Source organism: Phyllobacterium chamaecytisi, from assembly GCF_020164455.1.
Lineage (GTDB): Bacteria > Pseudomonadota > Alphaproteobacteria > Rhizobiales > Rhizobiaceae > Phyllobacterium > Phyllobacterium chamaecytisi.
Window position 1 is genome coordinate 1 of record NZ_JAIQWW010000032.1, and the last position, 23,615, is coordinate 23,615.

The following is a 23,615-nucleotide window of genomic DNA, read 5'->3' on the forward strand; positions in this document are numbered from 1 at the left end:
TCCATTATTGAAGGAAAGCTTTCCTGCTAATGCATAATTTTCTCGAGTCAAAATCGATTTTAGGGTAAAATTACGCAGCGCATTTAAAGGGCTGCAGCGTCCTTGCGCGCCGTATTCGACGCAGGGCACTGCAGAGGAATGGTGAAGCTAATGAAAAGGTTAGCAATCTTTGCCCTGTCGCTGGTGACGGCGCTGACGAGCGTCCCGCAGGCCATGGCGTTTCCCACCGTTGCCGTGCCGAAGATCGAAGTCGCAGAGGCGCAGCCGGTCCAGTACAGACGTTACCGCGGCGGTTACAACCGTGGATACTGGGGCGGCTATCGAGGCTACCGCGGACATGGACACTACAATGGTAACGACGATTGGGCGTTGGCACTCGGCGGGCTCGCAGCCGGCGCAATTATCGGCGGATTGCTGGCGCAGCCGAGGTATTATGGCCCCAGCTATTACGATGAGAGCTACTACGGGCCGACCTATTACCGTCCGCGCTACTACGCGCCACGCAATTACCGCCAGGTCTATTATGGCGGCAACACACATACGCGCTGGTGCTATGCGCGCTACCGGTCCTATAGGGCTTACGACAACACGTTCCAGCCCTACTACGGTCCGCGACGGGCGTGCGTCTCATCGTACTATTGATTGCGGGCTTAGTTGGCGAGCCACCTGGCGCTTTTTCCGGACGCGCAGGCTACCGGATTCTTCGGCTTCTCCCCAAATGGCTGCGTCGATCGCCGCTTCTGGCCCAAACCGGATATTCGGGATCAATGCATTTACGACTGCTTTGCGCGCCCTGATGTCGGCCGTTGAGGTCAGTTTTGCCATCGCCTGAAAGCAGACATTGCCGACGACCACGCTGAGTTCGCGGATGCGCCAATTGCTGCCGTTCGCTTGGGGCGGAGGGAAAGGCCACTCGTTGATGCAGGGCGGTCGTTTGCCGCCGGAGATGATACAAGGTGATTTGGATCCGATTCAGATGTCCCGGAGATTAGTTCTTGTCGTCCGGAAAATACAAAGAACGAGGCCCGCTCGGTTTGATCTTGGCATCTATGTTAATTGATCGACGACTTCCTTTGCTTCGACGAGATCACGGGTATCGAGACCTTCGGTGAAGCAGGCGTAGACCGGGGCGAGGAGGTCATGGGCCTCTTCGTCGCTCCCGCGGTTGCAGTACAGCCGCGCGAGGCTAAGGGCCGCCCGCAACTCCAGCGATTTCGTACCTTCATCACGGGCCCTCGTCACGGCCCGTTTGAACCATCTTTCGGCGGTACCATCATTCGGATTTTGACGCAGCAGCAGTTCACCCTTGGTGCGGAACAACTCAGGTAGTCGATACTTCGCGCCGGCCTCGGTCATGCTCAAGCCCTGCTCCAACAGGTCCGGACGCGACGCAACCTCGTGGCGAAATCCGTCAGGCTATGAACCGCCTGTCGGGCCGCGCTTGTTGGCAGGTTGCGTGAACCCTCACATCAAGACCGCGGTAGGTCAGCGATGAGCAGGGCAAGCGGCGCAAGTGGGCCGAGAGCGATCAGCTCGAATTCCATCATGCCGGCGACGCCCAAAGGAAGCTTCTCGAGGAGTTCATGCGCTTCCGCAATACTTGCAGCGTTCAGGATAAAGACGACGGCGTGGCCCCCTGTCTGGGAGAACCACTGCTCGATCCTTCCGGTGAGATGATTGCGAACTGTCGCGCGAACCTCATGGGGCCGTATCGAGGCGATCGCCTCGGGCGTACCCTTGTCTGTGACCGATCCTATCGCCAGAATCTTGGTTGTCGGAACGACAACAGCAGCGAGCGACGGCAATATCTCGGCATGCACGCGCGGATTCTTGACATCAGACACCGACGGCTCCTTTCGCTGATTGGTGTGAGGCAGCTACGAACTACCTGGGGGGATGGGTGCGATGGATCGAGAAGTCCCGCTCATTCTCCCACGCTCGGGGCCGCTGCCGGTGCGAACGCATGCGCGTTCTTCCGGACGAACTCCCGAACGCTCATTGGAGGTATGCCAGTCAGCCCCTCGACATCATTGCTGAACCGATCGTACCGGTTGTCCCGATGGAGTTGGGCCATCGTCACGACATGCGAGATAACATGAGGTGGCATCCCGAAGGCGGCAAGTTGCTCCTTCATCATCTCTGGGGGAACGTCAACATACGTGATCGTGCGACCAAGCGCGGCCGAGAACTCGCGTGCGACCGCGTCTATGTCCTGTGAAACAGGGCCGGTCAGGTGGTAGGTCTGGCCGATATGCTGGGCGGGATCACTCAAAATCTCGGCGATCACTCGAGCGACATCGAACGCGGCAATCACTGAGTTCTTTCCCCTCCCCCAGGGCGCCATAATCTTGTTCTGCACGGAGATGCCCCTGGTGATCTGGAGAAAGAGGCCTTCCATGAACGCCGTCGGCCGTACCTCCACCACCGGAAGCCCGGACCAGGACAATATTTGCTCCGCTAACCAATGCTGCTTTTGTTGTGGGCTGGGGGTCGTATTGAAGATGTCCATCTCGTTGACGGTCATCTGGGAGAGATTGACGAACGCCTTCACGCGATGGTGCTTGGCAACGACAGCGACGTTGGCGGCGGCTTCGAGATAGCTCGTCGAGACCGACATCGCAAAGCAGAGACGTTCGCACCCCTCGATTGCCCGATGTACAGCCGTAAGATCGAGCAGATCGCCAACCACGACCTCGGCGCCTAGCTCCCGCAACATGGCGGCCCGCTCGTCATCGACCCGCACCTGGGCCCGTACCCGGAATCCGCGGGCGAGAAGCAGCTCCGTCACCACGCGGCCCACCGAGCCGATCCGCCCAGCCGCACCGGTCACGAGAACCGGAAGTTCATCTTTTGCCTCATTCATCTTCCACCTCGTTCAGAATAAATATTCATTGCACCGCGAAACCTTTCTGCCGCACGTCGATCGGCAAATTGCCTCGTCCGTCATCCTTTGAGGAAGGCCAAAAGGTCTGCATTCACTTGGTCGGCGTGAGTGACGCACATGCCATGCGGAGCGCCGGCATATTCCTTCAGGCTCACGTTTGGCAGAATCTTCACCGAACGCCGGGAGGCAATGTCAATGGGCACAATCTGATCATCATCGCCCTGCAGGAGTAGGGTTGGGATCGTCATCTTCTTGAGATCATCCGTGAAATCGGTCTCGGAGAAGGCTTTGATGCAATCATACTCGCCTTGGAGGCTCCCCATCATGCCCTGAAGCCAAAAGGAGTCGATCTGGCCCTGCGAAACCTTCGCGTCGGGACGATTGTAGCCGAAGAACGGCATTGCCAGTTCCTTGAAGAACCCGGCACGATCGGCAACCAAGCTTGAGCGCAGGCCGTCGAAAACACTCATCGGCGCGCCGTTTGGGTTCGTCGGCGTCTGCGCCATATGGGGAGGCACCGCGGAAATCAGGACGGCTTTCGACAGGCGCGAGGTACCGTGTCGGCCAATATAGCGCGCGACTTCGCCGCCGCCGGTCGAATGGCCGATCATCGTTGCACCCCTGACGTCGAGCATATCGAGGAGCGTGGCAAGATCGTCTGCGTAAGTATTCATGTCGTTGCCGGTCCACGTCTGGTCTGATCGACCATGGCTGCGGCGGTCATGGGCGATGACGCGATAGCCGTGGCTCGCCAGGAACAACATCTGGGCATCCCAGGCGTCTGCAGTGAGCGGCCAGCCATGGGAGAAGGTCACGACCGGGCCGGCGCCCCAGTCCTTGAAGTAGATCTTCGCGCCGTCTTTCATTATCGCGGTCGTCATGAGTTTCGATCCTTTGAGTGCAGGTTGGTGGGCTGGCGGCTTGGCGACCTTCGTCGCGTCCGCAAGCACCGTTTTCGGGAGGCTGAGCGCGGCGACGAGACCGCCGCCGGCGAGAAGAAGATGCCGGCGTGCGGCTTTGATAATTGGCATCGTGGCGAATCCTTATCAGCGGGTTACTGATTTTATGTTTGCTCCGACCGTGACTTGGCTCCGCCGGGACCCGAAGTGCGCTTCGAGATGGGTTAGCCATGGAGATTCCGAAGTCGACGAAAGCGGTCGCGAGGAAGCTTGGAGCACTGCCGAGCTCTCTCCCAACATCACATCACGAGCGAGGCGGCTCACCGATGAGCATGGAGAGTGGGGCGAGTGGCCCGAGAGCGATCAACTCGAATTCCATCATGCCGGCGACGCCCAAAGGAAGTTTTTCCAAGAGCTCGTGCGCCTCCTCGGTGCTGGTGGCGTTCACGATGAAGACGACGCCGTAGCCCTCGGTCTGGAAAAACCACTGCTCGATCTTTCCGGCGAGATGGTTGCGAACTGTCGCGCGGACTTCGTGGGGCAGGACCGGCGCGATCGCCTCGGGCGTGCCCTTGGCCGTGACCGAGCCGATCGCCAGGATCTTGGTCGTCGGAACGACGACGGCGGCAAGCGCGGGTAGCATCTCTGCATGAACGCGCGGGTTCTTGTTGTCGGGCATTTTGCTGTTTCCTTTTTTGCTGAATTGGTGCGAAGAACCGCGAACTACTTTGCAGGCTCTGTCAAAAGCACGCGGAGTGGGGCGATCGGGCCGAGCGGGATGATCTCGAACTCCATCAGCCCCGCCTGGCCGAAAGGAAATCTACCCAGGAGTTCCCGGGCTTCTTTCGGGTCGGTGACATTCATCATGAACACGACGCCGCTCTGGTCCTGCTTAAGGTACCATTGGTCAATTTTCCCTGCGAGATAGAGCCGAACGGTGTCACGTACTTCAGAAGCAAGGAGCGGCTTCCACTGGTCTGGCGTCCCTTTGGCCGTGAAGGTGCCGATCGCCAGCAGTTTGATGGTCGGCACGTCAAGGCGCGACGATGGCGGCGCCGACTGAGCGAACGAACTGTCGGGCCCGTTCACTGCGAGCACCACGACGAGAGCGCCGAAGCAGGCGAGCCAAGTCAAGCGGGCTGCGCGCACGGCGAGGTTGTTGAGGTCGCGGCTCATGACAGCATCGCCTTCGCCACTTGCGCGGGCTCGTCGGCCTGCAGCCAATGGCCAGCCGCGATGAAGGTGAGGGACGCATTCTTGAGTTGAGACTGGCGCCGCTCGGCCATGGTCGCGGGGAAGTATGGATCGTACCGGCCCCAGATCAGTTTGACTGGAATATCCAACGCCTTGAGCGCCGTCAGATGCTTGGCGTTTCGGGCATGTTCTTCGAAGAATTCCGCGGCCAACTGCACGAAGGCGGGCCCAGCGCCAGGTTGGACGATGAAGTTGTCGCTGATCAGCGAACCGATGAACGCGTTGAAATGGGGCTTTTGCGCCTCGGGCAAAGCGTCCAGGAATTTCTTCTGCTGCCATCTCAGCAGCCAGCCAAACTGTTCGGGGCTCTGGGCGATCGCCATGGCCAGGGGCTGGATGCTCCGGTTCGCAAAAAGCGTGATCATCTCTGGCCAAAGAAAAGTGGAGTCCTCGCTATAAGCCGAGTTGAGCATGATCGCCGAGTCGACGCCGTCCGGATGGGTAAGCGAGAAGTTGAGTGTTGCCATACCGGAGGAATCGTGAGCGACCGGAACGATCTTCCCCAAGCCGAGACCCTCGACGACAGCTTCAAGGTCGCCCAATTGCTGCTTAAAGCTGTAGGCAGCACCCGCGGGCTTGTCTGAGGAGCCAAAGCCGAGGAAATCGAATGTCACGACGCGGCGTCCGCTGGCGCTCAAGTGCGGAATCAGATCGTCCCAGATGTGGAGGTTGTCGGGGAAGCCGTGCATGAGCACGAAAGCTGGCCCGCTGCCTGCATAGTCTCGAGCGTACACGCTTCCGTCCCCTCGCGGAATACGATGCTCGGTGAATCCGATGTGATCAGTAGACATGCATCATCCTTTCTTATGAAAATGCTGAGGTAGGCGTTTGATTGGCGGCCGAAATGCCCTAAACAAGGTCCGCCTCCAGCGAACCCTAGGAAGAGTCGTACCCGGCGAGTGCGGCGGGGTGGCCACAACACGCGAATTGATGACGACCAAACAAATTCTTCCTACATTGGCCCATGAGATGATCAATAACTGAGTCAGGCAGGACGAGATCTGTGTGTTGCTTATGTCCTAGCGAATTTCACGGGCGCGGTGTAGGTCGTTCTTGCCACCATTCGTGACATAGTTCTGCGCGGATCTGGGAGCGAGAAGGTTGCCCGCCAGCGGGCGCCGAGCAGCCATTTCCGTATGCACCTCGCGGATGGCGTTAGACACTAGGAGCGAATATGCATCGGGTTGGTTTCATCGTGCCACAAGGGTTTCAGCTGATGAGCCTTGCGGCATTGACGGCTTTCGAAATAGCGAACCTGCCACCGGCGGCCCTTGCTATGACGTCCACCTGTTGTCGAAGCATGGTGGCCCAGTTCGGTCTTCCGGCGGCATGACAGTAGAAACCGAGGCGTTCGGAGATCGAGCCTTCGACACCGTTATCGTAGGCTCGATCACCACGTGGGAAATGGCTCCCTCAGACGCGAGCTTGATCACGTTCGTACAAGAAGCTGCCGAAGCATCCAGGCGGACAGCCTCCATCTGCAGCGGCGCGTTTGTTCTCGCTGAAGCTGGCCTTTTGAACGGGCGACGCGCGACGATGCATTGGGCCCATGCTGCTAGCTTCAGGGCTCGTTTTCCGGATGTCAGAATGGAGGAGGACCGGATATTCATCAACGATGGCCCGATCTGGACGTCGGCAGGAATGACCGCGGGGATAGACCTGGTTCTCGCGTTGATCGACAATGATCTCGGTCCTGACGCAGCGAAAATGATTGCCAGGCTTCTAGTCATGCACCAGCGTCGGATGGGCGGACAAAAGCAGCACTCCGCACTTCTTGAGATGACGCCAAAATCCGATCGCATCGAGTTGGTCCTGGCATACATCCGCCAAAATCTCCGAAATCCGCTTACGATCGAGGAGCTTGCAGCCGTCGCCAACCTCAGTCCTCGTCAGTTCAGCCGCACGTTTCTGGCCGAGACCGGCCAGTCGCCGGCGAAAGCCGTTGAGCAGCTTCGGCTGGAGGCCGCCAGATTCATGGTGGAACAAGGGCGGCACACGGTTAACGTCGTAGCGCAGGAAACGGGTTTTGCCGATCGCGAACGCATGCGTCGCGCGTTTCTCCGGTCCTTCGGTGTGCCGCCGGAGGTATTGCGCAGGGCCGCGCGACGGGAGGCGGTAGCGACCGCCTGAATTTGAGTTGTCAAGAATGCAGGCTTTTGGGTCCGCCTCTCAATGTGGCGCCGAACGGCGCTCTGGCCATCGCACTTGCGCGGGAGCAACTGGGTTCAACATCAGGGCATGCCTCCTAGTAGATGACATCCTTCTGGGCTATCATTCACATTTCGGACATTAGGAGCAGCCATGCATAGGATAGGCCTCATTGTCCCGCACGGCTTCCAGCTCTTGAGCCTTGCACCTATGACGGCATTCGAGATGACGGGATTCGGACTTGCGAAGCCGCCTCCGGCCAAATCCCGGTATGACCTTCATCTGCTGTCGGAACACGGAGGTCCCATTCGATCTTCCTGTGGTTTGACTGTTGAAACCGAAGCATTCGGCAATCCGGCTTTTGATACAATTATTATCGGCGCAATTACGGCGTTCGAAATGGCCCCATCGAACGCAAACTTGATCGCCTTTGTGCGACAGGCTGCCGCGGCGTCGAGGCGTACCGCTTCGTTTTGCAATGGGGCGTTTGTTCTCGCTGAAGCCGGACTTCTCGATGGTCGCCGTGCAACGACGCATTGGATTCAAGCGGCCAGTTTCAAGGCTCGGTTTCCTGATGTCAGGATGGAGGAGGACCGGATTTATATCAATGACGGTCCGATCTGGACGTCGGCTGGAATGACGGCCGGAATCGATCTTGTTCTAGCGATGATCGATAGGGACCTGGGTACCGAAGTTGCAAAAGCTGCTGCCAAACTTATGGTCATTAATCAACGTCGGATGGGCGGGCAAACGCAGCATTCCGCACTCCTCGACATTACTCCGAAATCCGATCGCATCGAATTGGTCGTGGCGTACATCCGCCGAAATCTTCGGAACCCGCTCTCGGTCGAGGAGCTTGCAGCCGTCGCCAACCTCAGTCCTCGTCAGTTCAGCCGCACATTTCTGGCCGAGACCGGCCAGTCGCCAGCGAAAGCCGTCGAGCAGCTTCGGCTGGAAGCTGCCAGGTTCATGATCGAGGAAGGGCGGCACTCGGTTAAAGTGGTCGTGCAGGAAACAGGCTTTGCAGACCGCGAACGCATGCGTCGCGCGTTTCTCCGGTCCTTCGGTGTACCGCCGGAGGTATTGCGCAGGAATGCTCGGCAGGCAGCGGTGGCGGCTGCCTGACTCAGAGGAAGCAGCCTATTACAGCCTGTGTTGCTTCTCAGCCGTCAAGCGGCCGATATGTTCTCAACGAGTGGAACGGGAATGGCTGGCCTAGAGCCAGAATACAGGGACATTGGCGGCCGCAAAGTGTCATTTGCGATAGCCCTGACATACGCGAACGGCACCTCGTCGGTTCAGTCCAAATGCAGGGCGTATCGAATGGAATAGTCGGCGGTAGTTGACGCAGGGAGCTCATTGGCTGGAAGGCAAACGGGGATCGACGTATCTACTTGCGGAATGGTTCGCGTGTTGTGCGCCGCTCGCACCCTGAGCCCGATGACGCCAACCGATGGGAAAATCCAAGAACGCTACGGCAAAGCCAAGGACGAGTCCAAGAAGACGTTTGAAGTTGTTAGGAAAGCCAAACTTGGGAATAAAGTCGCCCACACATTATTAGCCCGTGGACACGGGTGTCGTGACGGTAGTTACTTACTCGCGCCGTGTGGAGCTCGGCCCGAGCTGTGCCCGGCGCTTTCGTCGACAACGGGTTTACTGCGTTGTGAATACTGCCCTGGCGGCAATATTTACGGGCCATTCCACCGGGTATTCTCATGCATAGCCTAGTGCCCTCGCCAGCAGCCTGCTACAGAAATTCCTGAAAGCTGCCGGTGGCCTTATGCAGGCTGAATGTCCAGCTTTGGTGATGCTGATTTTGGCTCAGTGTCCGAAATTAGATCGATCGCCGAATGGTAGCTTGTCGACGGTTCTCGCCAAAACAGGACCATCCGCAAACAGCCCCAAGTTTGCCCGAAACGACTACAATCTAGTGGTCGGGAAAAGTCCACAGTTCAGTCGAATCCTGTGTGTCTCACATGGGCCGAGGTTGTCGAGGTTTCCCAACCTTGCACTCGAGCGCAGCCCTGCCCCAATTACCAAGTTCAGCAGCGGCGCGATACGTGCTTTCCAAAAAGGTCATGAGCATGTCTTCTGGATTGTTGGCAAGCCGGACCGCATCATACGGCAGCAGAAATTCTCCGAGGTTTTCATCGTAATATGCGGCTTCGGGAGAAATTCTTGCAGCTGCAAAACCGGTCGGCATCGGGTATGCATAGGAATAGAATGCGGGAAAGTCGATTGCACCCCCACCTGGCCAGAAGCCAGCTGACGAGACTTCGTGGCTGTAGGCCTCGCGGGTGATCTCGTCAGGCAGGGCCGGAATACCACCTGGATGTGAGGGCGCGTGTCGACCGGAGAAGCGTGTCACGGCGATGTCAAAACTTCCCCAGAAGAGATGCACCGGGCTCACCTTGCCCAGATACGCCGTACGGAAGGTCTGGAGCACGTTCGTCACTGCCACACACGCCCTGAAGAACCGTGTCACAGCATTGGCATCGTAGGGGCGTTCCATCTTGTCTTCGGCAAACGGAATTGCCTCCGGAATCTCGTTCGGCCTGCCATGGAACTCCGGCGTCCCACCGAGAGTACGAATGAGATCCAACGCGCGCCCATGAAAGAAGGCGACCGACATCGGCTCAAGCGAGAACCGGGCAATGCGTCCGTCGGTTGCTCGTCCGACCACCTCATGGTTGATCAGATCGAGGCTCAATTCGATCCCGCCCGGTCCATCTGGCACTAGGCCGGTCGTGAAACCGCGAGCGTCAGTGTAAAGGGTCGCATGCCAGGAATGGTTCACCCACGGTGAGCGGGCGAGCCGATATTTCCCTATGATCTGAATATAGAGATGCAGCGCGGAACACGTACTGCGCCAAGGACCGTACGGTATATCCGGCCACCTTTCCTGGATACGTTCATTCATTGGGCCAACCTAACTCGATGGATCTTGAATAGAACTTCCTTACCGCCCGTATTCATATCACCATAGATGCTGGCAAAGAGGAAGCTTCTTGCTGGCGGCGATGGCGTGGGGGCAAGGGGAAACGACCTCTGAAGGCCAGTTTTCGGGAACCGGCAGAGAGCCAGTCAGCGACTGACATTGAGTCGTTTGCCGAATGTCCGCTTTAGCCAAATGTAGTTCGAAAGCGGACCGGCAGATTTCGGCCCCGTCACGCCTTGCGTTCGCGCGTTCTGCCGACGGCCAATGGTGGCCGAAGGAGAACTCAAATGGGTATAGCACAGTATGATCCTGCTGCACTTGGTCGACCGGCATGGAACGTCGGCCGGAAGGTCGGCGTAAAGAAGCCCCTGAAGCAGCGCCAGATTTGGGCAATTCGTTTCTTCCTCGATAGGGAGGGGCGCATGAGAGACCGGGCGCTGTTCGATCTCGCAATCGACAGTAAGCTACGAGGCTGCGATCTGGTCAAAATCAAGATCGGGACCCTCGTCACGGGTCAAGAAATCCGAACCCGTGCCATTGTCGTCCAGCAAAAAACCGGACGTCCCGTACAGTTCGAGATTACGGCCGATGTCAGAGCAAGTTTACTTGCATGGCTTGAGCGGAGAGGCGGAACGATTGATGACTACGCCTTTCCCAGTCGGGTCGATCATGCCGATCATCTCAGCACTCGCCAATATGCTCGATTGGTCGATGAGTGGGTCACAGCAATTGGGCTGCGACGCGAAGACTACGGCACACACTCCCTCCGACGCACAAAGGCCGCGATGATCTACAAAGCAACAGGCAATCTTCGTGCGATCCAGATCCTGCTTGGGCACACCAAGATTGAGAACACGGTTAGGTACCTGGGCGTGGACATCGAGGATGCGCTGGAACTAGCGGAGCATACGGAGGTTTGACAATGTGCGGCTCCGCCCCTAGCGGGGCCGTACGCGGCGCAAACGGTCCACGTTTGAGAAAGTTGACTGAGCGGCTATGCGCCTTCATTTCGGTCATTGTGGCAGGTCTTGCCTCATCTCAAAACCGGACGTTTCATCTTGGTCGCTTGATCAACCGCTCGCCGATCGCGGCCAACGTTCTAATGTCGAACTCATAGCGAACTGCGTATGGCCGCCTCAAGGCGAGCGGTCAGTTTGCGACCGCGTGTCACTCTACGGGGATTAACCTCCGTAAGCTGATCAGGTTGGACTAATCCAACGGGGTGGGTTCCGCTGGATGGTCATCTCACTTAGAGCCGACCGATTGCTCGGTCCACTGCACGAAGCACGTACGCAGATCCGGCATCGTTCCGCTTTGGAAACTGTAGCGCCAAAAATGAATGCCGGCAAAAACAAATGTGGGCCGAATTTCATGCGAGCGATGCGGCTTCACGAAGACCGCTGCTGCGGATCAAACGCTTAAAGAGTGTCCCAATTGTTCTTTTTCGAAATGGATTATAGGTTTACAAGCGGTTGACCTCGACTAATCGCGGCCAACCGCTTAAACCGCGCCGTTATTAGAAAAGGATAGAATTGCAAGGGCAAGCGCCACCGAATCCAACTCTTGCGGCTGATGAAGCGACCGCCTTCGGTTCGTTCGTCCTCTATGCGGGGCGGCATCTGTTGCTCAAAGACGGCGAGCCCGTCACAATCGGCTCGCGGGCGCTCGAAGTTCTCATCACATTGACCGGGCGATCGGGCGAGCTGGCAACGAAGGATGAACTAATCGCGAGTGCCTGGCCAAATACCACGGTCGAGGAGTCGAACCTTAGAGTTCAGATCGCGTTGCTTCGAAGGGTGCTCGGCGACAATCAAGCCGCTCCCCGGTATATCGCCGCCGTCCCTTCAAGGGGCTATCGTTTCGTTGCTCCTCTCACCCGTTCCCGCGTTGAAAACGAACCTGAGACAACAACTGCGCCGAACAACCTTCCAAGACAGCTGATCCAAGCCATTGGACGTGACGAAGCGATCCAGATCGTCGAAGGACGGTTTAAACGGTTACGGCTGGTGACGATCGTTGGACCAGGCGGCATTGGAAAGACGACCGTAGGCCTTCGAGTGGCGGAAGAGTTGTCATCATCGCACAAGCACGGCCTTTGCTTCGTCGACTTGGCACCGATCACGAATCCTCAACTCGTCGCTTCAGTCCTAGCTTCACAGCTTCGCCTCCCGGAGACATCGGGTGACCCGACCGCGACCCTTATCGGGTATCTTCGCGAAAAACAGATGTTGCTCGTGTTCGACAGTTGTGAACTCGTTCTCGAAGCGACTGCCCGCCTCGCGGAGACCCTGCTCCGCCAAGCGCCGGAAATCAGCATTCTGGCGACCAGCCGCGAGGCACTGCGGGCAGAAGGCGAAAGCGTCTACAGGCTCCCCCCTCTCGACCTGCCACCGCCGGCCGCGGGTCTGACTGCCGCTGACGCGTTGGAATTCGCGGCAATTCGCTTGTTCGTCGAGAGGGCGACCTCGTTCGCGAGCGGGTACTCTTTCGACGACGACGAAGCACCGATCGTTGCGCACATCTGCCGCCAGCTCGACGGGATCGCTCTCGCCATCGAGCTCGCGGCGGCGCGGGTGGAGGCATTCGGCACGCGCGGGATCGCTGAACTTCTGAACGATCGACTGCGGTTGCTGACGGGTGGACGGCGCACCGCTCTGCCCCGCCATCAAACCTTGGCAGCAATGATCGACTGGAGTTACGGGGCGCTCTCTGACGGTGAGCGTAAAGTCCTGCGTCGACTTGCGGTGTTCACTGGCGATTTTGAGCGGGATGCGGCTGTCGCCATTGCAACCGACCCGACCGCCCCCGATCGCGATGTACCGGGTCATCTCGCTGACCTCGTTGCCAAATCCCTGGTGTCGGTAGACGCTCAAGGCAAGGCCGCTCGATACCGTCTGCTCGACACGACACGGGCGTTCGCTTTGGACAAAGTTCGGGATGAAGGGGAGCTCGACGCCGTCATGCGGCAACTCGTGGCCTATCTGTGCGAAGTCCTACGGCATTCGCAGGAGGAAGTCGAAACCTTGTCGAGCGAAGAATGGCTGTCGAGATATGGCATCCACATCAACAACGTGCGCTTCGCTTTGGACTGGGGCCACTCGGATCATGGCGACCCGGAAGTAGGCCTCGGGCTCACCGTGGCCGCCATTCCGATATGGTACCAGCTTTCTCTGGTCGATGAATGTCTGACCAGCGTCCAACGAGCGCTGCGGACTATCGCCCCCGGAGAGCGAAGAGACGAAAAGGCGCGTCAGATCATGCAGCTCTACAGAGCGCTCGGGCTTTCACAGGCTTTCAAGATCGGGTTTGCGCCACAAGCTACGGCCGCGTTCGCCAAGGCCTTGGAGATATCGGAAGAGCTCGGCGACCTGGACGCTCAGGCGGAAGCTCTCTGGGGCTTGTGGGTCGCACAGGTCGGAATGGGTGAATACAGGGAGTCGCTGGGTAGCGCCGAACGTTTCGTGGCGGTCGCAGAAAGTGGACTCGATCGTTTCATCGGCGACCGCATGCTCAGTATGACACTCTTCTGCATGGGAGACTTCCGGGGTTCCCGCCGTCACGCCGATCTGATGCTGGCCCACGATGTCTCGGCTGAAATTGCCTCCGCAAACTCGGTCCGTTTCAGGTTTGGCCAGTCAGTTTCGGCACGAATCCAGCCAGCTCAGCTGCTGTGGATGCAAGGCTTTCCGGATCAGGCGATCAAGGCGGTCGACACCGCCGTCGAGGCCGCGCGGGGCTCGAGCCACGCAATCTCGTTGTGCGAAGCCTTGGCGCGCTGGTCATGTCCTGTCCTGGTTCACATCGGAGACTTTACGGCGGCGGATTCTGCGATCACCGAGCTGCTTGACCTGGCGACGGCGAATGCGCTCGGCCCATGGGAGGTGTTCGGGCGATGCTGGAAGGCAGCGCTTCTGATCGAGCGAGGGTTTCCTGAACGAGGCGTTTCTCTCCTTCGGAACGGGTTGGCTGAACTGCGCCAGGTAAAACTGTTCAATCTCTACAATGTCCGATTTCTCGGCTATTTGGCCGAGGCCTTGTCCTCTCTGGGACAACACGTCGAAGCGCGCTCGTTGGTGGAGGCGGCGATCAGCGCCAGCGAAGAGAAGGAGGAACTCTGGTGCGTCGCGGAACTTCACCGTCTGAAGGGAGATGTCCTATGGCGAGGCGGCGATGACCTTGAGAGCGTCGAAAGATGCTACCGCCATTCGGTCGAGGTGGCGAGGCGGCAGGACGCCCTATCCTGGGAGCTCCGAACGACCACCAGTTTGGCCCGTTTGGTGCGCAACCGCGGGGACGGCGCTCGGGGACGTGCCATGTTGGCCACCGTATATAATCGGTTCACCGAGGGATTCGACACAGCGGACATGGTGGCGGCCAAGGTTCTGTTGGCCGAGATGTCCTGACCTGCCGACAACTCTGTGTTTGCTACCGTCACAAGATTTCACCACGATTCACTGGCTTGAGAACTAGCTGTTCTGCCATCTTCTGTCCGTCGTCGAATGGTCGTCGACACCACATAAGGGCACGCAGATGAAGACCGCCGCCGCCACTATGGACGCGCTCGTCCTGAACGAAACAAACTCGGACCTCATCCGCACAACCATTGTCCGCCCAGCACCCGCATCAGGCGAGGTCCTTGTGCGAGTCAAGGCGAGCAGCGTTAATCCGCTCGATCTCAAGATCAAGAGCGGCCAGGCTCCCCACGCGCGACATCCGTTGCCCGCCATCCTCGGGATGGATGTCGCCGGAGTCGTCGAAGCCGTCGGTCCCGGCGTGACCGCGTTTAAGCCGCAGGACGAGGTCTTCGGGATGACGGGTGGTATCGGCGGTCTCCAAGGTTCGCTCGCGACTTATGTCGCCGTCGACGCCGACTTGCTTGCTCCCAAGCCCGCAAACCTGACCATGCGCGAAGCCGCCGCGTTGCCGTTGGTCTTCATCACCGCCTGGGAAGGCCTTGTTGACCGCGCGCAGGTCCAAGCTCGTCAGAAGGTCCTGGTGCTCGGTGCCGGGGGTGTCGGCCACATCGCGATCCAGATAGCTCGGGCTTTCGGAGCCGAGGTCTTCGCAGTGGACAAGGCCTCGAAGCAAAGCCAGATCGAGGAGCTCTGCGCCACGGCTATCGACCGCCATCAGACGACCGTCGAAGAGTATGTGAAAGACCATACGGGCGGGCGCGGCTTCGACATCGTCTACGACACCGTGGGCGGAGCCGGGATCGACGCCGCGTTCAACGCCGTGACCCGCTTCGGGCACGTCGTTAGCTGCCTCGGTTGGGGCACTCATTCGCTTGGACCGCTCTCGTTCCGAGCCGCAAGCTACTCGGGCGTCTTCACGCTCCTGCCGATCCTGACGGGGGAAGGCCGGGCCCATCACGGGCACATCCTGCGAGAGGCGAAGCGGCTCGCGGAAGCGGGAAAGATTACCCCTCTCGTTGATCCGCGCCGCTTCAGCTTCGAGACTGTTGAGGAAGCATATGCCGAAATCGAGAACCGGACCGCCAACGGCAAGATCGTGATCGACGTCGCCGACTAGGCACCTTCAACCCACTAAACAAAGGAAAGATGTCATGCCATTCGTCAATGTGAAACTGGTCGACGGTGTCTTCACGCCGGAAGAGAAACACGCTTTGGCCAAGGCCTTGACCGATGTCATGGTCAAGTTCAAAGGTTCGGAGGCGTTTCGCGAGGTGGTGTGGGTTCTCATCGAAGAACTGCACACCGACGGCTGGCACATCGGCGGCAGGCCGTTCGAAGGGCCCAAGTCCTTGATGACGACGCTCTCGAAATCCAAGGACGTCGTCGACATGATCGACGGCACGCCCACCACCCGGAAGGAGTGGGCAGCAGCAGCGCCAGTTCTGGGCTGAATACTTCAATCTCGACACGGCCAAAAGCGAGCGCGTCCGGACTGCAAACATTCGGAGCTGCCAAATGAGACCGTGTCCGCCCGCAGAGGGAAGAGACATGTACACGAGCACAGCCATAACAATGCCCACTGCGACGAGACGGGATGTCCTGATCGGGACCGGAGCCGTCCTCGCCACGACGTTGCCTGTGGGGGCCCTTGCCGCCACGGCATCGTCGAACTCAAACAGAGCAACCATTGAAGACGGGGGTGAGACCATGAGCAGCATCAAGACGAAAGACGGCGCGCAGATTTTCTACAAGGACTGGGGATCCGGGCAGCCGATTGTGTTTCACCATGGTTGGCCGCTCAGTGCCGATGACTGGGACAACCAGATGCTGTTTTTCCTCGGGAAAGGTTTCCGCGTCATCGCGCACGATCGAAGGGGCCATGGCCGCTCCAGCCAGACCACCGACGGCAACGACATGGATACATACGCTGCTGACGTCGCAGCCCTCGCTGAGGCTCTCGACCTCCGCGACGCCATTCACATCGGTCATTCGACCGGCGGCGGGGAGGTCACCAGGTACGTCGCTAGGCATGGCAAGGGCCGGGTCGCGAAAGCGGTCCTCATTTCCGCGATCCCTCCAGTCATGGTCAAGTCCGCCGATAATCCGGGCGGCCTTCCGATAGAAGTCTTCGACGGCTACCGCGCGGCGTTGGCTGCAAACAGGGCACAGCTCTACCTCGATATCGCGAGCGGGCCGTTCTACGGCTTCAACCGTCCTGGCGCGACCATCTCCGAAGGCACAATCCGCAACTGGTGGCGTCAGGGTATGATGGGCGGCGCAAACGCGCATTACGAATGCATCAAGGTGTTCTCCGAAACCGATTTTACGGAGGATCTGAAGGCCATTACTGTCCCGGTCCTGGTGATGCACGGCAGCGACGACCAAGTCGTCCCTATAGCCGACTCCGCGGAACTCTCCGTGAAGTTGCTCAAGAACGGTGAACTCAAGGTCTATGGCGGCTACCCGCACGGGATGTTCACGACGCATGCCGACGTGATCAATGCGGACCTGCTCGCCTTTATCAAGGCTTGATCACTTGGCACTCGGGCAGACTGCAAAGCCTGCCCTCGACCTCACCAACTCCAGCTCGAAAGCCGCCGGCTCTCCTGATACCGGCTGCGGAAAGGTATGTCATGAAGTCCGAACACATGCTTTCGCGGCGAGGATTTTGCCTTTGCTGCATCGGCGCGGCGGGCTTTGCCGCCACGGGGGGATGGTTGAGCCCCCGCGAAGCCTACGCCGAGGCGCGGGGTCTGGTGAGCCTCATAAAAGACAGCGCCGCAAAGTCCGTCATCACCACCCACAAATTGAGGGACGGTATCACCATCCTGGAAGGCTCTGGCGGCAACGTCGCGGTACTTGGCGGGAAGGACGGTCTCGTCATGGTAGACGCTGGCATCAGTGTCTCCCGCAAGCAGATGGCGAAGGCGCTCGCCGAAATCTCGCCTGACCCTGTAACCCACTTAGTCAATACCCACTGGCATTTCGACCATGCAGACGGGAACGCCTGGATCGGCTCCGGCGGAGCCAAGATCATTGCGCACGAGAACACGCGTAAATACCTTTCGCAGGTCCAGCGGGTCGAAGACTGGGACTACAATTTCCTCCCGCTGGAGCCACGAGCCGTCCCCAAGCACGTCTTCTCCAAGGAGCATTCGCTCAAGCTCAACGGGGAGTCAGTCACCCTGAAATATTATGGTCCGGCGCATACCGACGGCGACATTTCGGTGATGTTCGGCGAAGCCGATGTACTGCATGTCGGCGACACCTATTGGAACGGCATATATCCCTTCATCGACCATTCGACTGGCGGTAGCATCGACGGGATGATCGCGGCGTCCGAGGCGAACCTGTCCGCCTCGACAGACAAGACCATAATCATTCCGGGTCATGGAAATCCGGTGAGCAACCGTACCGAGTTGCAAGATTTCCGCGACATGCTGGTGGCAATCCGGGAGAACGTCGCAGCGCTCAAACGCGCGGGACGGTCGAGGGACGAGGCCGTTGCGGCCAAGCCGACGGCTGCGTTTGACGCCAAATGGGGCAATTTCGTCATCGATCCGGGCTTCTTCACGCGGCTTGTTTACGAGGGTGTCTAGCGCCCACAGGCCGATCACCGGCTCATCTCTTACTGGCGCGCACCTCCCCCCGACTCCCACGCGCCATCGGGACGCCCGACGGGGCGTCCCGGCACCGATCCGCCGACCATAATCAAATCCAGATAGGAGACGACGATGTCCGAATCCAAGAGTGCTCTGTTCATCGATATTCCGGTCGAACTGCAACAGGTCAAGTCGGTGCACAGCATCGGTTCGCTTCAGTTCGAAGGAGACCTTCCCGCCGCCCTGTTCCATCTTCAGCTGATCACCACGGACATCGCCAACTGGAAAGCGAAATCCGATGTGATCGTGGTCTTTCACACCAATGCAGGTCACGTCACCTTGGACGACGCAGCCTATAACGCGTCGCGTAACATTGCCACCGGCAATCCCTACAAGAAGCTTGTCGCCGACCTCATCGATATAGGCGTCAAGGTCGAACTCTGCGGGGCGACAGCGAAGGTAAACGGCTGGGGGAATGCGGATCTTCTGCCCCGCATCAAGATCAATCTGGATGCCATGGCTCGTACGATACAGCTCGTGCAGCACGGCTTCGTCAAGATCACGGAGTGACCTCGATCCGGTCACGACTATAAGGCCAAGGAGGCCGTCATGCTTCAATTGTCATTCGGATTCCATTCCACCGCTTCTGAGGTTCTCAAAGGCGTGGAGTCCCCAGATGCGGACCAACGCCATCCGCCTTTCTGAACATGGCCGGAGTGTGACCCGTGACGCGCTTGAACACCTTGTTGAACGCGGCATCAGAGCCGTGGATGAACAGGAGTTCGAACAATCTGGCGACCGCGGCGTCGGCTCCCAGACCTGGAGCGGCTGTTTCGACGGCTAGCATTTACCGAAGCGAAGGCTGCGGTTCGGCCCTCGCTTTCCTTGAGGTGCAGAAATTGGGGAAGGACGTCGAGAACGGAATCGCGCTCAAATCGCTCGATCTCGAATGACCCGCTGATGAACGTCGTCGTGGCTCCGCCGCCGCCAAACTCGATCCTGTCGCCCACCCGGCCGCGCTCGACATCGACACAGTCGATAAGCAAGGAGCGCTCGTCATCGAAGATTTTGTACGCGGCATCATCGAGCAAGAGGAATACATCGCCGCTGAGGAGCCGAGTCGGTTCGAAACTGTCGGGCGTGGTTAGCACGGCCGAACCGCCTACGACGTGAACGAATTTCACGACGCGCTCGCCCGGGGAAACGATCCCCCAGGGCGCGCTTGCCTCCAGACGTGTGAACTTTGCCTCTTTGATGCGTGGAGCGGCGAAGATATTGGAAAGCTTATCCATGAGTTCGTGACCATTGGACGATTCGACAAGATTCCAGGACTGATCGATCTCAACTGTCCTGAATGAACATCCTATGTAGGCATCCGAAAGGAGAATTTAAATGCAGGACAATACACAGTCATTCGACGAGATCGGCATGAGGAAAGCCAGGTACTGCCGATACGTCGATACCAAACGCTGGGACGAATTCCGGGAGCTGTTCTCCGAGGCACCGGACATCCGCTTCATGGATACGGAAGGGCAGACGATGCACGCCTTCACGTCGGTCGACGAGTTCGTGACGACGAGCGCCCGTTACCTTGAAGGTGCGCGGACAATCCATCAAGTCCACAATGCTGAAATGGAGAGAGTGTCCGATAACAGGGTGGCCGCGATCTGGTCGATGGAAGACTATCTCGTTTTCCCTCCCGCCGACGACACACGTCCTTCTAGTATACACGGTTACGGGCACTACTACGAAACCTGGGTGTTGGAGAACGGGCAATGGCGGATCGCCAAACTTGAGCTCCGTCGAACCATTCTTGAAATCATGCCGAAGGAGCTGGTCCAATGACCCACCCACCGATCAGAGTCGGCATTATCGGTGTTCACCCGGACCGGGGATGGGCGTCGACCGCTCATGTGCCCGCACTGCGGGAGCTACCGCAGTACCGCCTGTCTGCGCTGAGCCATAGCCGGATTGAAACCGCCAGAGCATCTGCCGAGAAGTTTGGCTTCGACCACGCGGTCTCGTCGACGGAAGAGCTTGTACATCATCCTGACGTGGACCTCGTTGTGGTCACCGTCAGGGTTCCGGAACACCTTCAACTCGTGACCGCAGCGCTTGAGGCTGGGAAGTACGTGTTCTCCGAATGGCCGCTCGGCATAAATCTCCGGGACGCTCAGACAATGAATGCGCTCGCCGGGCAAAAAGGCATCTCGGCGATGATCGGCCTTCAAACCCGCGCGAACCCGACACTCCGGCACATGCGCAAGCTGATCAAGCAGGGTTTTCTCGGCGAGGTGCTTTCGGCGTCGGTCATCAGCTCGGGAATCACGTGGGGGGAAGAGATGGAGGAGGCATTCCGATACACGCTGGACTGGTCCAAAGGCGCGAGCATGCTCCATGTGCCGTTCGCCCACACTATCGATGCCTTGCTGTTCGCGCTCGACGAGGACTTCCTCAGCGTGTCGGGGACGTTGGTCAGTCGCCGCCCGACTATAAGGATGATTGAGAGCAAGGAAGTCGTCCCGCTGGACGTCGCGGATCAGATCGCCTTCACTGGCAAGTTAACCTCCGGCGGCGTGGTGACAAGCCATTTCCGCGGCGGGCTGTCGCGTGCGACCAATTTCCATGTGGAGATCAACGGCAGCAGAGGCGACTTGTTGCTCACAAGTCCCGTTGGCTACGTGGGCCTGGGCGGGTTCAAGCTCATGGGGGCGCAAGCGGACGAGACGCTTCACCCGATCGTCGTGCCTGACGACTTCCGTCCTGAAGACAACGTCCTCACGGGCAACGTGAGGAGGCTCTACGAACTCTTCGCTTCAGACATGACATCGGGCACGCGGCACGGTCCAACGTTCCAAGACGCGGTCAAACTACACCGCCTGATCGACGCGATCGAGCAGAGCGGCGGAGTGGCGCGCGATGTCTGAGACCATGCGAGCACTGGCGATGTTCGCCGCCGGCGGGCCTGAGGTCTTGCAGGTCCGAGAAATAGCCAGACCGAAGATCGAGCGACCTTCCGATGTCCTCGTCAGGGTCATCGCCGCCGGGGTAAACCCGGCGGATTGGCAGAACAGGAAGAGCGGACAGCGCCATGACCCATATGCCCCGACAGGATCGCCCACGATCCTCGGCATCGATGGCGTGGGCGTGATCGAGGATATTGGCGGCAATTAAGCCCAATGCCCGCCTAGTCCAAGCGCTCTAAGACTGAGCTTCGTATCCGCCTACGGCACTTCTAGCAGGACCTCCTCCCTTCTGGCGAAAGGCGGTACGAAGTTTGGCTTGAGCCTGAAATTCGGTTGCGATATTTCGTTCAAGTGATCCACGACTTTCTCGACCGCCGGCAGAACGGTTGCCAGGCGCGCGGCGGTGACGATGCGTACTCCAGGCAGCAGAAGCTTGTTGTCGTCGCGCAGAGCTTTGCTCAGTTCTTCCTTCTTGGGTAGAATCTGTTTTTCGTAGCTGTCTTCAACCCTATCCAATGCTGTATTCAACGCCTTCATGTACGCCTGCTTCTGCTTCTCGTACTCCGCATCGCTGATCTTGGTGCTGGTTAGTACGCGGGCCCAGTTCTCCCAAATGGCGAGACACTCGTTGTTCCAGAACCGGAGAACATGCTCGTTGTACCATTCGCGCTCCAGCTCAGAGAGCCGCAAATAGCGAACGTCAAACTGATATTGTGGCGCGTTGCTCGCGCCAACGAGACGGGTGAACAGTTGTGACGGCACGACCTTCTTTTCATACGAGTTCCAGATCGTGTGCGTCGTGACAGGCTCGCCGACAGCAAGAATCGCAACCGAGCTGATCGGCATGTCCAGATCGCTGCTGAAGCCATTGGCCGTAAGATCTTCCTGAAATTTGAGCATGGCATCGCTGGCATCCGGGGGGTCGGCCTCGTGAGGCGGCTGCTCCCATGCAGTCATTGTTGTTTTCAGCCCGTCGTTGTCGGTCACCGAGCTATAGTCGTTATGTTGGACGACCACGCCGAAGTTACCGGTTTGAATGAGCATGCCGACGTGAAGCGGCAGATGCACCCAACGCGCATTTATCCCGCCGGCAAGCTCCGCGTGAGACCCGTTGATCCGATTCAGGAGCGACAACAACACGTAAGCGGATCTTACAGCGTGAACTCCGCAGTCGTGCAGCAGTCGGCCGATGAGGTTACGCGGGAACATATGGGTCAGATAGTTTGGCGGGCCTTCTGTCAGATTGAGCCTGGAGTGCGTCGTCATTTGCCCGAAATACACGCTGGCGGTCTCGACGGTCTCGCGCCAGGCATTGACGCCTGCCTTGCTCTTGTCTGCCGCGGTCGTGGCCTGGCGAGTGAACTCTGCCAATGTCTCTGCGAAGAAGCTGTACAGGAAGGCGATCAACTCGTCGTTCTCGACGAGCCTGAGGCGCCCGCCATGGCGCGCCTTTATCAAGGAGCGGCGGAACAAATTCGCTGGCGATGGACGCTCCTTCGCGTCCCACGTGTGGCCATACGCTACCAGGAAGTATGCAAGCTGGCGATCCCGCGAAACCTGGATGCTCCCGATCCTTTCGCCTCTCACGTCCGGCTGGTCCGTATCGTCACGATCCAGTGAGTTGAAGATGACGCTCCGCGCGTTGAACGGTGGAAAAGCGTCCAGAAAGCGATGTAGTTTGGCCCGACCACGTCCATAGCGGAATTCCGTGACGCGGATTTTCTTGTTCAGAATTATTGTACGGCGGTCATTCTGCATCTTCAGTTCGTCAAGTGCTTTCCCGGCTTTGAAGTCCTTCGGAATATCCTTTGTAGTCAGCAGCTTCCACAGCGGCAGCTGCAGATCTTGCAGCTTGCGCAGGCCAGCCACGTCATTGTTATCTCTCTCCAATTTCGCCAGTGCGAGTTCAAGGAGCTGCTGAAAAAGCATCTGCATAACGCGATAGAATTGCTCGATCGTCTCAAGCAGTTGCTCGGGGAGCACTCTCTCGTCAAAGGAGGGGCCTTCTGGCCGCGCGCCCATCTTCGCGGCCGCGGGCAAGTCAACCTTCGCGAAATGCCGCATCGCACCGTCGAGCCCGTTCAAAGCTCGCTGCCATTCCGGCTCCTGATTCGATCCAGTTAGAAGCTCCAATGATTGGGGCTGGTCCTTCACAATCGTGATGATACCGTCCCAGTTGTTAGCAACCCGCTTGTTTCTGCTGCCAAACCGGGTTTGGGGCCAATTGATCAGAAGATCGAACTCCTCAAACCATCCCCTCAGGAGGATGCGGGCCATCAACGCGTGAAAAAGCTCGTACGAGATCGCGTGTAGAGGATCCTCCGCACCGGACAACTTAACGAGTTGACGCGTGAGCCACGCGACAGCAGGCTTGTCGCCAGCCTCGACGGCTTCGCACAGCTTTTTAAGGACGTCCAGATCGCCGGCGTTCGGAGGATTTCTCGCGATCGCGTCGACCACTTCCCTGTAGAAAATGCTAGCGCTCGAGCCATTCGCCATAGTCGCGCTC

Annotated in this window: 22 protein-coding genes and 1 pseudogene; 13 read left to right on the plus strand and 10 right to left on the minus strand. The window is 58.6% G+C overall.

The window, feature by feature from the left end:
• The first annotated feature begins 150 nt into the window (after positions 1-150).
• On the plus strand, positions 151-642 hold the full coding sequence (locus tag LB462_RS29170; RefSeq protein WP_224515339.1) for a BA14K family protein: 492 nt from the start codon (positions 151-153) through the stop codon (positions 640-642).
• A gap of 405 nt (positions 643-1,047) precedes the next feature.
• Here the strand turns inward: LB462_RS29170 and LB462_RS29175 are convergent, their stop codons facing one another.
• From LB462_RS29175 to LB462_RS29205, 7 genes are all read right to left on the minus strand, one after another.
• Positions 1,048-1,362 (minus strand): hypothetical protein, encoded by a 315-nt coding sequence (locus tag LB462_RS29175; RefSeq protein WP_224515341.1) that lies wholly within the window; start codon positions 1,360-1,362, stop codon positions 1,048-1,050.
• A gap of 107 nt (positions 1,363-1,469) precedes the next feature.
• Complete coding sequence (locus tag LB462_RS29180; RefSeq protein ID WP_224515342.1) at positions 1,470-1,844, minus strand: hypothetical protein; 375 nt, start codon at positions 1,842-1,844, stop codon at positions 1,470-1,472.
• 80 nt (positions 1,845-1,924) lie between these two features.
• On the minus strand, positions 1,925-2,863 hold the full coding sequence (locus tag LB462_RS29185; RefSeq protein WP_224515345.1) for an NAD(P)H-binding protein: 939 nt from the start codon (positions 2,861-2,863) through the stop codon (positions 1,925-1,927).
• Positions 2,864-2,943: 80 nt separating this feature from the next.
• Positions 2,944-3,915 (minus strand): alpha/beta fold hydrolase, encoded by a 972-nt coding sequence (locus tag LB462_RS29190; RefSeq protein ID WP_370637342.1) that lies wholly within the window; start codon positions 3,913-3,915, stop codon positions 2,944-2,946.
• Between the two features lie 172 nt (positions 3,916-4,087).
• A complete protein-coding gene (locus LB462_RS29195; protein WP_224515347.1) occupies positions 4,088-4,462 on the minus strand; it encodes a hypothetical protein in 375 nt (124 codons plus the stop codon).
• A 44-nt stretch (positions 4,463-4,506) separates the two neighbouring features.
• Positions 4,507-4,959 carry a hypothetical protein gene (locus LB462_RS29200; protein WP_224515349.1) on the minus strand — a complete coding sequence of 151 codons (453 nt, stop codon included), beginning with the start codon at positions 4,957-4,959 and terminating at the stop codon, positions 4,507-4,509.
• Positions 4,956-5,828, minus strand: a complete 873-nt coding sequence (locus LB462_RS29205) for an alpha/beta fold hydrolase (protein ID WP_224515351.1) — start codon at positions 5,826-5,828, stop codon at positions 4,956-4,958. Before LB462_RS29205 ends, LB462_RS29200 begins: the two co-directional genes overlap by 4 nt.
• 383 nt (positions 5,829-6,211) lie before the next feature.
• Here LB462_RS29205 and LB462_RS29210 point away from each other — a divergent pair.
• Positions 6,212-7,167, plus strand: a pseudogene (locus LB462_RS29210) (GlxA family transcriptional regulator).
• 171 nt (positions 7,168-7,338) lie between these two features.
• Positions 7,339-8,310, plus strand: coding sequence for a GlxA family transcriptional regulator (locus tag LB462_RS29215; protein WP_224515353.1), 972 nt, complete (start codon positions 7,339-7,341; stop codon positions 8,308-8,310).
• Between the two features lie 847 nt (positions 8,311-9,157).
• On the opposite strand, the gene LB462_RS29220 is transcribed toward LB462_RS29215, so the two are convergent.
• Complete coding sequence (locus tag LB462_RS29220) at positions 9,158-10,105, minus strand: DUF5996 family protein (protein WP_224515354.1); 948 nt, start codon at positions 10,103-10,105, stop codon at positions 9,158-9,160.
• A 305-nt stretch (positions 10,106-10,410) separates the two neighbouring features.
• Here LB462_RS29220 and LB462_RS29225 point away from each other — a divergent pair, with 305 nt between their 5' ends.
• From LB462_RS29225 to LB462_RS29255, 7 genes are all read left to right on the plus strand, one after another.
• The gene (locus LB462_RS29225; RefSeq protein ID WP_224515356.1) at positions 10,411-11,043 is read left to right on the plus strand and encodes a tyrosine-type recombinase/integrase; all 633 of its coding nucleotides are present in this window, start codon (positions 10,411-10,413) and stop codon (positions 11,041-11,043) included.
• A gap of 612 nt (positions 11,044-11,655) precedes the next feature.
• Positions 11,656-14,526: an ATP-binding protein gene (locus LB462_RS29230; RefSeq protein WP_224515358.1), complete on the plus strand. Its 2,871-nt coding sequence runs from the start codon at positions 11,656-11,658 to the stop codon at positions 14,524-14,526.
• A gap of 127 nt (positions 14,527-14,653) precedes the next feature.
• On the plus strand, positions 14,654-15,655 hold the full coding sequence (locus LB462_RS29235) for a zinc-dependent alcohol dehydrogenase family protein (protein ID WP_112532565.1): 1,002 nt from the start codon (positions 14,654-14,656) through the stop codon (positions 15,653-15,655).
• 34 nt (positions 15,656-15,689) lie between these two features.
• A complete protein-coding gene (locus LB462_RS29240; RefSeq protein ID WP_224515367.1) occupies positions 15,690-15,989 on the plus strand; it encodes a tautomerase family protein in 300 nt (99 codons plus the stop codon).
• A 256-nt stretch (positions 15,990-16,245) separates the two neighbouring features.
• Positions 16,246-17,070, plus strand: coding sequence for an alpha/beta fold hydrolase (locus LB462_RS29245; protein WP_370637344.1), 825 nt, complete (start codon positions 16,246-16,248; stop codon positions 17,068-17,070).
• A gap of 101 nt (positions 17,071-17,171) precedes the next feature.
• Positions 17,172-18,137 carry an MBL fold metallo-hydrolase gene (locus LB462_RS29250; RefSeq protein ID WP_224515372.1) on the plus strand — a complete coding sequence of 322 codons (966 nt, stop codon included), beginning with the start codon at positions 17,172-17,174 and terminating at the stop codon, positions 18,135-18,137.
• Between the two features lie 135 nt (positions 18,138-18,272).
• Positions 18,273-18,710 (plus strand): DsrE family protein, encoded by a 438-nt coding sequence (locus LB462_RS29255; protein WP_112532569.1) that lies wholly within the window; start codon positions 18,273-18,275, stop codon positions 18,708-18,710.
• 188 nt (positions 18,711-18,898) lie between these two features.
• On the opposite strand, the gene LB462_RS29260 is transcribed toward LB462_RS29255, so the two are convergent.
• A complete protein-coding gene (locus tag LB462_RS29260; protein ID WP_224515373.1) occupies positions 18,899-19,432 on the minus strand; it encodes a cupin domain-containing protein in 534 nt (177 codons plus the stop codon).
• A gap of 100 nt (positions 19,433-19,532) precedes the next feature.
• Here LB462_RS29260 and LB462_RS29265 point away from each other — a divergent pair, with 100 nt between their 5' ends.
• Genes LB462_RS29265 through LB462_RS29275 form a run of 3 tightly spaced genes read left to right on the plus strand, consistent with a single transcriptional unit; the run spans position 19,533 to position 21,314 of the window.
• Positions 19,533-19,985, plus strand: coding sequence for a nuclear transport factor 2 family protein (locus LB462_RS29265; RefSeq protein ID WP_224515375.1), 453 nt, complete (start codon positions 19,533-19,535; stop codon positions 19,983-19,985).
• A complete protein-coding gene (locus LB462_RS29270) occupies positions 19,982-21,067 on the plus strand; it encodes a Gfo/Idh/MocA family protein (protein ID WP_224515377.1) in 1,086 nt (361 codons plus the stop codon). The genes LB462_RS29265 and LB462_RS29270 overlap by 4 nt, the downstream gene beginning before the upstream one ends.
• The gene (locus LB462_RS29275; RefSeq protein ID WP_224515379.1) at positions 21,060-21,314 is read left to right on the plus strand and encodes an alcohol dehydrogenase catalytic domain-containing protein; all 255 of its coding nucleotides are present in this window, start codon (positions 21,060-21,062) and stop codon (positions 21,312-21,314) included. Before LB462_RS29270 ends, LB462_RS29275 begins: the two co-directional genes overlap by 8 nt.
• 50 nt (positions 21,315-21,364) lie before the next feature.
• Here LB462_RS29275 and LB462_RS29280 read toward each other — a convergent pair whose 3' ends face one another.
• Positions 21,365-23,605, minus strand: coding sequence for a hypothetical protein (locus LB462_RS29280; protein ID WP_224515380.1), 2,241 nt, complete (start codon positions 23,603-23,605; stop codon positions 21,365-21,367).
• Positions 23,606-23,615 lie beyond the last annotated feature (10 nt).

Excerpts from the sequence above, each read along its gene's own strand:
- LB462_RS29190 (WP_370637342.1), bottom strand. The coding sequence starts at position 3,915 with ATGCCAATTATCAAAGCCGCACGCCGGCATCTTCTTCTCGCCGGCGGC.
- LB462_RS29280 (WP_224515380.1), bottom strand. The coding sequence starts at position 23,605 with ATGGCGAATGGCTCGAGCGCTAGCATTTTCTACAGGGAAGTGGTCGAC.
- LB462_RS29275 (WP_224515379.1), top strand. The coding sequence starts at position 21,060 with ATGTCTGAGACCATGCGAGCACTGGCGATGTTCGCCGCCGGCGGGCCT.
- LB462_RS29245 (WP_370637344.1), top strand. The coding sequence starts at position 16,246 with ATGAGCAGCATCAAGACGAAAGACGGCGCGCAGATTTTCTACAAGGAC.
- LB462_RS29260 (WP_224515373.1), bottom strand. The coding sequence starts at position 19,432 with ATGGATAAGCTTTCCAATATCTTCGCCGCTCCACGCATCAAAGAGGCA.
- LB462_RS29235 (WP_112532565.1), top strand. The coding sequence starts at position 14,654 with ATGAAGACCGCCGCCGCCACTATGGACGCGCTCGTCCTGAACGAAACA.
- LB462_RS29170 (WP_224515339.1), top strand. The coding sequence starts at position 151 with ATGAAAAGGTTAGCAATCTTTGCCCTGTCGCTGGTGACGGCGCTGACG.
- LB462_RS29240 (WP_224515367.1), top strand. The coding sequence starts at position 15,690 with ATGCCATTCGTCAATGTGAAACTGGTCGACGGTGTCTTCACGCCGGAA.
- LB462_RS29200 (WP_224515349.1), bottom strand. The coding sequence starts at position 4,959 with ATGAGCCGCGACCTCAACAACCTCGCCGTGCGCGCAGCCCGCTTGACT.
- LB462_RS29250 (WP_224515372.1), top strand. The coding sequence starts at position 17,172 with ATGAAGTCCGAACACATGCTTTCGCGGCGAGGATTTTGCCTTTGCTGC.
- LB462_RS29195 (WP_224515347.1), bottom strand. The coding sequence starts at position 4,462 with ATGCCCGACAACAAGAACCCGCGCGTTCATGCAGAGATGCTACCCGCG.
- LB462_RS29225 (WP_224515356.1), top strand. The coding sequence starts at position 10,411 with ATGGGTATAGCACAGTATGATCCTGCTGCACTTGGTCGACCGGCATGG.
- LB462_RS29220 (WP_224515354.1), bottom strand. The coding sequence starts at position 10,105 with ATGAATGAACGTATCCAGGAAAGGTGGCCGGATATACCGTACGGTCCT.
- LB462_RS29270 (WP_224515377.1), top strand. The coding sequence starts at position 19,982 with ATGACCCACCCACCGATCAGAGTCGGCATTATCGGTGTTCACCCGGAC.
- LB462_RS29255 (WP_112532569.1), top strand. The coding sequence starts at position 18,273 with ATGTCCGAATCCAAGAGTGCTCTGTTCATCGATATTCCGGTCGAACTG.
- LB462_RS29215 (WP_224515353.1), top strand. The coding sequence starts at position 7,339 with ATGCATAGGATAGGCCTCATTGTCCCGCACGGCTTCCAGCTCTTGAGC.
- LB462_RS29205 (WP_224515351.1), bottom strand. The coding sequence starts at position 5,828 with ATGTCTACTGATCACATCGGATTCACCGAGCATCGTATTCCGCGAGGG.
- LB462_RS29185 (WP_224515345.1), bottom strand. The coding sequence starts at position 2,863 with ATGAATGAGGCAAAAGATGAACTTCCGGTTCTCGTGACCGGTGCGGCT.
- LB462_RS29265 (WP_224515375.1), top strand. The coding sequence starts at position 19,533 with ATGCAGGACAATACACAGTCATTCGACGAGATCGGCATGAGGAAAGCC.